This is a genomic window from Nocardia sp. NPDC004718, assembly GCF_053601535.1.
The window spans coordinates 147898-158178 of record NZ_JBSGCA010000013.1; the positions used below are offsets into that span (position 1 = coordinate 147898).

At 67.1% G+C, this 10281-nt stretch carries 9 protein-coding genes and 2 pseudogenes; 7 read left to right on the forward strand and 4 right to left on the reverse strand.

All coding sequences use genetic code 11. The annotated features are described in order from the left end of the window. Positions 1 to 20 precede the first annotated feature (20 nt). The 3 genes from ACWEH3_RS12895 (at position 21) to ACWEH3_RS12905 (ending at position 1304) form a co-directional block, all read left to right on the forward strand. A complete protein-coding gene (locus ACWEH3_RS12895; protein ID WP_450022959.1) occupies positions 21 to 236 on the forward strand; it encodes a hypothetical protein in 216 nt (71 codons plus the stop codon). A 34-nt stretch (positions 237 to 270) separates the two neighbouring features. After that, positions 271 to 879 (forward strand): hypothetical protein, encoded by a 609-nt coding sequence (locus ACWEH3_RS12900; RefSeq protein WP_450022961.1) that lies wholly within the window; start codon positions 271 to 273, stop codon positions 877 to 879. Positions 880 to 1064: 185 nt separating this feature from the next. Continuing rightward, on the forward strand, positions 1065 to 1304 hold the full coding sequence (locus ACWEH3_RS12905; protein ID WP_450022963.1) for a hypothetical protein: 240 nt from the start codon (positions 1065 to 1067) through the stop codon (positions 1302 to 1304). A 355-nt stretch (positions 1305 to 1659) separates the two neighbouring features. On the opposite strand, the gene ACWEH3_RS12910 is transcribed toward ACWEH3_RS12905, so the two are convergent. Together ACWEH3_RS12910 and ACWEH3_RS12915 are read right to left on the reverse strand one after the other, a co-directional pair. After that, positions 1660 to 2574 (reverse strand): DNA-binding protein, encoded by a 915-nt coding sequence (locus ACWEH3_RS12910; protein WP_450020295.1) that lies wholly within the window; start codon positions 2572 to 2574, stop codon positions 1660 to 1662. A 30-nt stretch (positions 2575 to 2604) separates the two neighbouring features. Continuing rightward, positions 2605 to 2790: pseudogene (locus ACWEH3_RS12915) on the reverse strand (helix-turn-helix domain-containing protein); the annotation flags it as partial. 522 nt (positions 2791 to 3312) lie between these two features. Here ACWEH3_RS12915 and ACWEH3_RS12920 point away from each other — a divergent pair. The 3 genes from ACWEH3_RS12920 to ACWEH3_RS12930 all read left to right on the forward strand — a co-directional run bounded on the left by ACWEH3_RS12920 (position 3313) and on the right by ACWEH3_RS12930 (position 6272). Continuing rightward, positions 3313 to 3984 (forward strand): SGNH/GDSL hydrolase family protein, encoded by a 672-nt coding sequence (locus tag ACWEH3_RS12920; protein WP_450020171.1) that lies wholly within the window; start codon positions 3313 to 3315, stop codon positions 3982 to 3984. 80 nt (positions 3985 to 4064) lie between these two features. Further along, a complete protein-coding gene (locus ACWEH3_RS12925; RefSeq protein ID WP_450020173.1) occupies positions 4065 to 5453 on the forward strand; it encodes an MFS transporter in 1389 nt (462 codons plus the stop codon). A gap of 513 nt (positions 5454 to 5966) precedes the next feature. Continuing rightward, positions 5967 to 6272 (forward strand): hypothetical protein, encoded by a 306-nt coding sequence (locus ACWEH3_RS12930; protein ID WP_450020175.1) that lies wholly within the window; start codon positions 5967 to 5969, stop codon positions 6270 to 6272. Positions 6273 to 6388: 116 nt separating this feature from the next. Here the strand turns inward: ACWEH3_RS12930 and ACWEH3_RS12935 are convergent, their stop codons facing one another. After that, complete coding sequence (locus ACWEH3_RS12935) at positions 6389 to 8371, reverse strand: serine/threonine-protein kinase (protein WP_450020177.1); 1983 nt, start codon at positions 8369 to 8371, stop codon at positions 6389 to 6391. 252 nt (positions 8372 to 8623) lie between these two features. Further along, positions 8624 to 9871 (reverse strand): PucR family transcriptional regulator, encoded by a 1248-nt coding sequence (locus ACWEH3_RS12940; protein WP_450020179.1) that lies wholly within the window; start codon positions 9869 to 9871, stop codon positions 8624 to 8626. Positions 9872 to 9996: 125 nt separating this feature from the next. On the opposite strand from ACWEH3_RS12940, the pseudogene ACWEH3_RS12945 reads away from it, so the two are divergent. Further along, a pseudogene (locus ACWEH3_RS12945) lies at positions 9997 to 10281 on the forward strand (L-glutamate gamma-semialdehyde dehydrogenase); the annotation flags it as partial.

Consider the following 10281-nt stretch of genomic DNA (forward strand, 5'->3'; position numbering starts at 1 on the left):
CAGTTCGGACGCTCAGCCAGATGCGCGGCGGTTTACTGGAAAACAGCTGGTTCGTGGCTTTTTCGGGGGTTGCATCAAAACATGCTGGGAATATGGGTTTTGGAAATCCACGGTACGCGATCGCGTTCAACTCATGGCATGCAGCCCGCTACGGCGAAGTCGTACCAGAAATCGGTGACCCGGATTTTCCGGACGGAATGCGTGAAACAACGCCGGTGGATCGTTCGATGAGATGATTATCCTGCCGGGGCGGCTGTGGAGGAGACTGACATGATCGACGGAATGGTCGTTGCCGCATATTTGGCCGCGGCACTGGGGGCGGCGGGCGGACGGGCCGTGGACCGATCACTGGATCAAGGACTGACCGCGCTCACCGGCGCCGTCGCACGCAGGCTCGGACGACGCGCACTCGACGACCTCGATCGGAACCCGACCAGCATGGCCGCACGACGCCAACTCGCCGATGAGGTCGAACGCGCGGCGTCCGCCGACGCGGAATTCGCCCGCGAACTCGCCGAACTCCGAGACCAACTGGACAGGATGAACGGCCGGACCATCATCAACACCGCGACCCACGGCAGCCGGATCGTCACCGGCGGGGACGGCATGACCGCTGGAGACGACATCCACAACACCACCTACGATTCCCCGGCCCCAGGGGATCTGTCGGGCGCACCTCTGTGGAGCAGAGTCCTGATCTGGATCGGCACGACTGTCGGAGTGATCGGCTGGGCGATCGCCGGGATCGCGATTGCTCAGCACACACCGGGGCACATGAACGATGCCACAAACGGATTCGTGGTCTTCATGATCGGAGTCGGTATCGCGCTGGTGGGTCAATACGGCGCAAGCACGTCGACACCTCGACGGCGGCGGTGACGCCGGCCACATCGCCCCACCCCCGGATGATGGGCGCGACTGCCCGTCACCGCAGGCATCGTCCGGTTGAGCGGATAGGTGCCGAGGTTACGACCCTCGCTGGTGCGGCGCTGCGCTCGGCTGTGCTATGTTGGCCTCGCGGCCGTCGAAATCAGAGTTCCGACAACGCATTCAAGGTGGGGGTAATGAAAACAGTATTTCGCATGGGGATCGTCGCCGTCGCGGCAGGCATCAGCTGTGTCGTGGTCGCCGGACCGGCGCAGGCCGATGTCTGGCGTGACGCGGTGTGCGGCCACGGATATCACTATGGCCAGAGAGTGAACGTCGGCGGCCAGGAGTGGAAGATCGAGGGCGAACGGGGCAACGGCGCGGGATATATCCTGCGCGATAAGTACGATCGGACGTACCAGGTCGACTGCTCGTAAGCACTCGCGGGCCACGGTCGTCAGTTGAGACGGCACTTTCGGGGATTTCCCCGAAAGTGCCGCTTCCAACGCAATGCGACCAAAGTATCCCCGGTGGTTCAATTCAGCGCGTCGAGGCGAATGAATCGATATCGCCTCTCAGTCCGACTCCCTTGCCATCGCGGTGCACAGGAGCCGGACCCTGTCTTGACAACCCGAGCATGCTTCCACTGCTCACCCTGGCCAACCCGTTCAGCTGCGACCTCGGCAGCCCGCACCATGCACGAGCCCAACGCTGCGTGTTCGCTGAACGAACGCATCGGTGCAGCCTATTCGCGACACCGAAAGTCTCGAGCACACTGACGTGCGTAGGCGTTCAGGCTGTGCCATCGCTGGAACCGGCGATCTCGTCCATCAGCATCCGCAAGGTCAGGGAGTGTTTCTCGGGCGGAAGGGCGTCCATCGCGCTGCGTGCGGTCCGAACACCTTCGGCTCGATCGCCCGCTCTGACCAGCATCAGACCGCGATGCATCTCCAGATGCGTTGCGAATCGGGGCAACTCGGCCGGAAGCTCTCTTCGCGCCTGCTCTTGCGAGGCGACCGCCAATTTCTCATCGCCGAGCCGCGCGGCGAGCAGCGAGAGGAACACGTTCATGCGCCACCACGGAACGGCGTAGTCGGAGGTCTGCTCGTAGGACCCCGATTTGTCGAACACCCGGCGTCCCTCTTCGACAAGAGCGCGCCCCGTCTCGCCATCACCTCGCAACACTGCCGCATGCGCCTTGCCCATGATCGCATTGAGCCGACCCAAACTCGGCTTGTCCGACAACGCCAGCGCCTGGTCGGCGAAAAGATCGGCGACTCCCAACGCCGCACCCTCGTAGCCGAGGGCTATGGCCGCACGCCCCCGCACCCACACGCGGGTCTGCTCATCCTCGGAGCGGTCTGCGGCTTCGGCGGCCATCCGGTACCAGGTGACCGCCTTGGTGCCGTCCGACCCCGGAAAAGTCTTCGCGTACAGCGTCATGAGCCGGGCAGCAGCTCCCCACAACTGCGGACTGTTCAACTGCTGTTGCAGGATCGCCAGGTCAACGGCCAAGCGCCGCTGGATATCCGCCGCACCGAGTGACATGTAGTCGGTGCCGTAGGCGCTGAGCTTCTCCTGCCACGCCTCGATACTCGGCCCGGCATGATCCAGTCGCGCCGAGAAACCAGCAGCCAGCAGATCGGACGCCACTATCGGCGCGACGCTGGTCGCGGCCACCTGAGCCAGGAGATGCCGTCTGTTCATGCCTTCGTCCTCGAACACAGCTAAAGGCACGTCCAGGACCGCCGACAGATGGCGCAGCCAGAACCGGCTGGGTACCGCGTCAGCGGTCTCCCAACGCCTCGAGATGTACTGCCGAGAAATACTCGACCCCGAGTGAGCCGCCAATTCGTCGGACAGCCGTCCCTGCGACCATCCCCGTGCCTTCCGAAGTTCACGGATCAACTCGCCTACACCCATAGGCCGATCATCTCGTGGTTCGACATAGTGCGGAAGGAGTAGCACCACGCGCGAAGGCGCGAGTTACGGCTGACGGTCCGTCGTTCAGGACTCCCCGCTGCGCGTGCTTCCTCCGTACTCAGTCGGTAGTCGACTGGCGAGCAGCGAGAGCCGATATTGCTGCGATCTTCTCCGACGTCAACGAATCCCAGCCAATCCCTGCCGGTCGACGACGCTCATCGCACCAGATCACATCCTCCGGCGTGACTATCACGTCAACGCGAAAGTCGTGCCTCCCCTCCGGTAGCGGCTCGTCGACCACCTGGAGTCGGTGGACGGTCGTCGCGATCACCGTGTCCGGACCGATTCTTCCGCCCTCTTGCAGCAGCGCGAGCTCAATGTCCGATCGGCCTCCTGATCGCCGCTCACCGGGAGAGCCGCGGTGGTCGATCCGATACGAGAACGAGCGCTTGTATCTGCACCCCTGACCGCGCCGGTACGACGACTTGATAAAAACATACGGTCGACCGTATATTCTCCCGCATGGAGCACAACGTCTTCACCGAGGAGACCGACCCGTTCTGCCTGGACCAGGCGGATGCCGTGGCATTGCTGGCCGAGGCCCCGTGGGGCAGGTATGCCGTTGTCGGCGACAGTCTTTCGGCGGGAACCGGCGATCCCACCCCGGGCTACCGAGATCGGGGCTGGTCGGATCGGGTTGCCGATGTCCTGCGATCCGTCCGGCCGGATCTGGATTACCTCAACGTCTCCGAGAACGGGGCGACCACCGCCCGGACGCTCGAGAAGCAGGCGGCCCGCATGCTCGAGTTCTCCCCCGACCTGCTCCACCTGCCCTGCGGGGCCAACGACATCGTGCGGCGCAGGCCGGATTTCGGCGGGATAGAGCGAACGCTTCGGCAGATGTACGACCTGGCGAAGGGGACCGGCGCCCTGCTGACCACTTTCACGCTCGGCAGAGCGTATGTCGTCCCGGTCTTCCCCGACTGGACGGAGCGGGTCGCCGCGGTGAACGAGATCGTGCGCGGGCTGGCTTCGGAATACGGCGCCCTCGTGGTCGACATGTGGGACCACCCGGTCAACGACCGCGACAACCTGCTCAGTGCGGACCGTATCCACTTCTCGACCTCGGGTCAGGCCGTCATGGCGGCCGAGGTGGTCAAGAAGCTGGCCGATTCCCTGGGCACCGACAGATGAAGAGGTCTCTTATCGTGGCGAGTAGTCAGCAAGCGGCCAATCGGCCGGTAGTGGCCGCGGAAGCGAATGCGATTCCGTGGGTGACGATATCAATTCTTCTGACCGCCCTGTTCATGGCGGTCCTCGACTCGTTCATCGTCGTGGTGGCCGACCCCTCGATCGCGGCGGACCTGCACGCGTCCGACGGCGATGTCCAGTGGGTGCTGGCGGGCTATCAACTGAGTTACGCGGTCTTCATCATCACCGCTACTCGCCTGGCCGACATGTACGGCCGCAAGCGGATCTTCCTTCTCGGGGTGGCCCTGTTCACTCTGTCATCGGTCGCTTGCGCGCTGGCACCGAACGCGGGCAGCCTGATCGCAGCACGTGTCGCCCAGGGCCTGGGAGCCGCCCTCATGGTTCCCCAGGTGTTCGCGTACGTCACGGTGCTGGTGCCCGCGGCGAAGCGGCACAGCGTATATGGCGTGCTCGGCATCGTCATGGGCATGGCCACCATCGGCGGGCAGGTCATCGGCGGGCTGCTGATCGGCGCCAACCTGTTCGACTCCGGCTGGCGCCTGGTGTTCTGGGTGAACGCGCCGATCGGAATCGTCATGCTCCTGCTCGCCGTGCGATTCGTGCCGGGGACAGGCTCGGCCGCCACCCGCAAGCTGGACATGCCCGGCGTCCTGGTGCTCAGCGCGGCGCTCTTCCTCCTGGTACTCCCGCTCATCCAGGGGCAGGAGGCAGGCTGGCCGGGGTGGGTCTGGGCGTGCTTCGCGGGCAGCGCGGTCGCGTTCGGCTCGTTCGTCGCGATCGAGCGACGCCTGGAACGGCGAGGCGGGGATCCGCTGGTCCCGCTCACGCTGTTCGGACAGCGCTCGTTCTCGCTCGGGATCGTTCTCGTCCTCGCGCTGTACGCGTTGATCTACTCGTATTACCTGGCCTTGTCGGTGACGATGCAGCAAGGTCTGGACATGTCGGCGCTCGGCGCGGGGCTGGTCTACACGCCCGCAGCCATCGCATTCTTCGTGTTCAGCATGGTGGCGAGCCGGATCATCCCGAAATACGGCCGACGTGTCCTCGAGATCGGGGCGCTCGTATTGGCGAGCGGCTACCTGGCGACCGGCCTTCTGCTGGTGTCCGGCCCGCGAATCACCCCGCTGCTCGTGATCCCAACCCTCGTACTGCAAAGCGTCGGTGGCGGACTGGTCATCACCCCGGCGCTGAACACGGTGCTGAGCCGCGTGAAGCCGGAGTCCGCCGGTGTCGCGTCGGGGGCTTTGTCGACGGCCCAGCAGTGCGGCGGAGCTCTGGGCGTGGCCGTTATCGGAGCGGTCTACTTCAGCTCGTTCCATCCCACGGAAGTCGGCAGGGTTGCCGCCGCAGGCCACGCCTTCGCCGTCGCATCCTTCGCGACGTTCGTCATCGCAGTCATAGCGGGCATCGTCGTCTTCCTGCTTCCGAAGCAGCCCGCAGTCCAAGCCTGAGTGCGAGGATCACCGGTCGTGGTCAGGGCTGCGGAGTAAGCGGGTTCGACCGTAGCGACGTCCGGGCAGATCGGCTGCCCGGACGGCCAAGATGTGCGGCAGTGCCCGGCTCCACCGTTCGATTCAGAACCGGAACCGCACGATGCGGGTGGACCGGTTTCACGCCCGGTATCGGGTTCAAGAGTCGGAACATGCGGCGTGCGTTGGCGGGCACCGAGCGCACGGCCTCGATCAACGCCTGCGATCCGCGACATTAAGTGATGCAAGATTCATATCTATGGAGCAGCCGACGCCAACAGTTGCGATGACGCCTGATGAATCGACCCCGCACCACACCAAAGAGCTTCGGAGATGTCCGAAGACCAGGTAATGACGCTTGCCTCAGCGGCGAATTTGCCAAAGCCCAGGCGGAGCGAGGGCCGAGGCGCGGACATTCCCTCCGCGATCTGGCGCACAGCCGGACGAACTCTCGCTACTATGTGAATGACAATTCTCCAACATAGGAGCGCGATGATGCGTACCCCCCTTCGTCTCGCCGCCGCCTCTGTCGCGGTGGCGACCCTCGTCGTCACCGCGGCCGGTGCGACGGCCGAACCGATCAGCTCCGCCCCGGTGACCGCTGTCGCGGCCGGAACCGGCTCGTCGGCGGTGGATTCCGGGGCGGCGGCGGCACAATCGGCCGTGTACTTCCTCCAGCGTGGTGACGTCATCGGGATTCTCGTGCTCTTGGTCACCGCGCCCTTGCAGATATTCACCAGTGGCGTCTGCGATCTGGCCACCGGGTCGGCGCTTCCGAGTCCGTGCGCCACACCGAGGTGAGCGCTCGTCGGCGTATCCGTGTCAGTGCGCCGCGGCGGACTCGGGACGCACCCCGACCGGACCGCCACCGAACGGAAAGACCCCGCCCGGCGGTGGGTCACGGGGCCGGGTGTCCCCTAGCCGAAATACTGGTGGAACCACGCCGTCAGGTCGGCTTCGTTCTTCGGCCCCGGTTCCGGGTGATCGGCGCGCAGCGTGCAGAAATTCCCGATGACCGCGTACTTCTGATGAATCACCAGCAGACAGCTCGGGCCGAGCGCCGCGTCGGTGTTCGGATAGCAGAAATAACGGCCGAGGACGTTGCCGTCCTGTCGCCAGACATCGTCACCCTGGTCGCCGCGACCGCAGACATGGCCGGAGAACTGCGCGCGGTCGGCCTCGTACAGTGACGTCGCGGACTCCGGGTTCGAGAGGCCGAAGAACTCGGCGGCCGGAAACCCCGCCTTCGTCCCGCAGGCCAGCACCGCGGCCACCGGACCGGGCGGCGGGTCGGCGTGGCGGCAGTTGGCCGCACCGAAATCACCGGCCAGATGGTTCAGTACCGCATGATCGGCCTGCGTGAAATAGTCGGGATCGCGGGCGACGTCGGAGCTGCGGAACCCGAGGCGGTTGCGCACAGCGGCGTAGTCGCGGTACGGCTGCTCGTCGGGGTTCCAGATGTACACCGCCGCCGCCAAAACCCGCTCGTCCGTGAGCAGCAGCGCGGGCCGCGGCGCGGCGGGATCGTCCATCTTGCTCTCGAAACACGACTTGCGGCCGACTTCCACGCCGTCGCGCAGCATCGGCCCGTCCTGCCCCGGCGGATCTCCCTGGCAGCTGTGTCCGTGCAGCGCGCTCAGCAACGACGACGTGTAGCCGCGCAGTTGGTCGACGGTGCGAAACCGCAGGAATCGCGCCACGGGATCGCTCGCCGCCGGATTCGCGGCGCAGAACACGACGGCGACCGTGGGGGCGTCGGGACTCTCGTGCACACAATTCGCGCGTTTGTAGCCGGACGGGCCGACCAGCGAGAGCAGCTCGACGTCCGCGCCGTTCGGCGCGCTCGCGTCGGGCACGGCGGTGCCGGGGGTCGGCCGGACCAGCTCCCAGCCCAGGAAGCCGAGCGCGGCGGCGAGCAGCACGACGCCCAGCAGGGCGAGCACACGCAACAACCGATGGCGGTGTGGACCGGGGCCTGCCGCCTCCGACCGGTCCTCCGGACTACCCGCACCGGCAGGCGCGTCCGCCGTCTCGGACGACTCCGACGGGCCCGTAGCCGGGCCCGCCACGACCGCCGCCTGCGCCGCCGCCCCCAGATCACCCGCGGTGCCGTACCGCGCCCGCGGATCTTTGGCCATACCGCGCGCGACGACGTCGTCCAGCCGGAGGGGCAGGCCGGGACGATGCGAATGCGGTTGCGGCGGCGGCTCGAACAGGTGAGCGGAGATGATCTGCGCTTCGGTGTCGCGGGGGTACGGCCGCGAACCGGTCAGGCACTCGTACAGCACGCAGGTCAGGGCATAGATGTCGGCGGCGGGGGTGACCGTGCGGGAGTGGAACCGCTCGGGCGCCATGTAGTGGAACGACCCGATCGCCGAGCCGGTGCCGGTGAGACTTTCCCCGGTCGCCGACTGCGCGATCCCGAAGTCCACGAGATAGGCGAAGCCGTCCGGGGTGAGCAGGATGTTGTCCGGTTTGATGTCGCGATGCACCAGGCCGTCGGCGTGCGCGGCGTCCAGCGCGGCGGCGACCTGCCGGATGATCGCGACCGCCCGCTCCGGCTCCAGCGGCCCCTGTGCCTTCAGCAGCGTGCGTAAGCTGTCGCCGCCGACCAAGCGCATGTCGATGTAGAGCCGGCCGTCGATCTCGCCGTAGTCGTGGATCGGGATGATGTGCGGTTCCTGCAGCCGCGCCGCGACGTGTGATTCGCGCCGGAATCGTTCCCGGAACACCGGGTCGTCGTGCAACCGCTCCGGCAACACCTTCAGCGCGATGACGCGATCCTTGACGGTGTCATAGGCCTCGAACACTTCCCCCATGCCGCCACGACCGATCAGGCGATCCAGGCGATACGGCCCGAATCGCGACCCCACCTCGAGCGTCTGACGTCGCGTCGTCATCTCGTCCTCCGTGACGGGGACCCGGACTTCCGGGGGCCATGCCCCGGCTTCCCGCGCTCAACTGTAGAGCCCGGCGAACCCGTTCGGCAGACGTATCGCACAGCGGGCCGGTCAGCGGCCGGAAGCCATCAGCGCAGGTCCCAGCGCGGTGCGGCCTCGCAACGCCGCGAACCGATACCGGTTGCCGCCACGGTCGTGGTGATCATCGCGACGACGGGAACCCGTTGCGGTGGTCGCCACCGGCAGCCGTCGTCAACCGGGTGCCTCGGGCTTACGCGGGCGGCGGTGCAGGGCGAGCTGGATCTCCAGCAGCAGTCGGTCGGCGGGGTCGTCGAGGTTCATGCCGAGGATGTCCTCGACCCGGCGCAGCCGGTAGCGCAGTGTGTTCGGATGCACGCACAGTGCCGCGGCGGCGGCGCGCACGTCGCCGTGTTCGCGCAGATAGGTCTCGACGCTGTCGCGCAGGTTCGCGGAATGCTTGCGGTCGTAGTCGAACAGTGCGCCGAGCCGCGGATCGCGCAGTTCCGCCCGCGCAGCCACCAGATCGAGCACCTCGCCGAGCAGCACCGCGGTGCGCGCCTCCGCGAGCGTGGTCACCCGGCTCGCGGGCGACGCGGCGGTGCGGTCGAGCACCCGATCGACCTCGGCGCGCGCGTCGGCCACCCGGCCGAGATCGGGCACCGGGCAGGCGATCGCGGCCCGCAGCGACAGCGACCCCTTCGCGTCGAAGTGCTCGATCAACTGACGTGTCCAGGCCGTCACCGCCTGCGCGGATCGGTAGCCCGGCAGCAGCACGTAGACGCGGTCACCGATCGCGGTGGTCACCGAGTCACCGCGAAAGGAACTGGCACGCAACCGGAGTACGCCACCCAGCGCGGCCCGGTCGGCGCCGGACGCGTGCTCGCCCGCCATGAGCGCGAAGCCGATCACCGCGGCCGGACCGGTCGACGGAAGACGCAGCGCGTTCGCCACCGCCGCGGCGTCGACCGCCGCACCCGCGCCGAACAGCCGGCGGATCAGCAGCGCCTCGGTGGTGGGCGCGTCCAGGCTCCGGGAGATCAGGCGTCCCGCGATGGCCGCCGCGCCGCGCAAAATCTCCGCCGCGTCCGGGTGGAACGGCCGATCCCCCTGCTGCAGCCAGATCGCGCCGAGCACGCGCGGGGCGCGTGCTCGCGCGTCGGTGGGTCGGCGTATCCCGATCGCCAGCCTGCGCTTGATGTTCAACTCCTCGTGGGCGGGCACGTCGACGATCTCGTCTGTGTCGCGCAGCCGATCGAGCACGCCCCACTGCCGCAGCAGGGTCAGGTACTCCGGCGGTCCTTCCCGGCCCAGGATCGATCGCACACGCAACTCGTCGGCGGTCTCGTCGGACGCCGAGTACGCGAGCACATGCGACTGCGGGTCCTCGATCGACACCATCCCGCCCGCGTGGTCCGCGATCATCTGCGCCAGCGCGAACAGGTCGATGTCCGCGGCGACTTCCTCACCATCCCCGCCCACGTTCCCGTCCTTCGGCCAACTCGACAACGCATTCGCCTCATCTTTGTCCAATCGGCTCATTGTCCGGACAGTTTTCCGGTGTTGACTTCCCAGTACCGAAATTTCATCTGACAACTGGAGGTTCCATGGACGCCGTCGTGTCCCCGCCCCCGCCGGTCAACGAGCCGGTGGGCAGCTTCGCGCCGGGCACGGCGGAACGCGAGCGCCTGCGGACGAAGCTGGCCGATCTGGCCGCGAACCCGACGGAGGTCACCCACGTCATCGGCGGTGTGCATCGGCACGGCTCGGGCGAACGCGTCACGGTGACGCAGCCGCACCGGCACGCCGCCGTGCTCGGCACGCTCACCACGGCCGGGCCCGGCGAGGTTCGCGACGCCATCGCGGCGGCCGCCGCCGCGGCCCCGGGGTGG

What these genes read in the sequence shown, in the direction of transcription:
- ACWEH3_RS12895 (WP_450022959.1), top strand. Translation starts at nt 21, where the DNA reads ATGCGCGGCGGTTTACTGGAAAACAGCTGGTTCGTGGCTTTTTCGGGG.
- ACWEH3_RS12900 (WP_450022961.1), top strand. Translation starts at nt 271, where the DNA reads ATGATCGACGGAATGGTCGTTGCCGCATATTTGGCCGCGGCACTGGGG.
- ACWEH3_RS12905 (WP_450022963.1), top strand. Translation starts at nt 1,065, where the DNA reads ATGAAAACAGTATTTCGCATGGGGATCGTCGCCGTCGCGGCAGGCATC.
- ACWEH3_RS12910 (WP_450020295.1), bottom strand. Translation starts at nt 2,574, where the DNA reads ATGAACAGACGGCATCTCCTGGCTCAGGTGGCCGCGACCAGCGTCGCG.
- ACWEH3_RS12920 (WP_450020171.1), top strand. Translation starts at nt 3,313, where the DNA reads ATGGAGCACAACGTCTTCACCGAGGAGACCGACCCGTTCTGCCTGGAC.
- ACWEH3_RS12930 (WP_450020175.1), top strand. Translation starts at nt 5,967, where the DNA reads ATGCGTACCCCCCTTCGTCTCGCCGCCGCCTCTGTCGCGGTGGCGACC.
- ACWEH3_RS12935 (WP_450020177.1), bottom strand. Translation starts at nt 8,371, where the DNA reads ATGACGACGCGACGTCAGACGCTCGAGGTGGGGTCGCGATTCGGGCCG.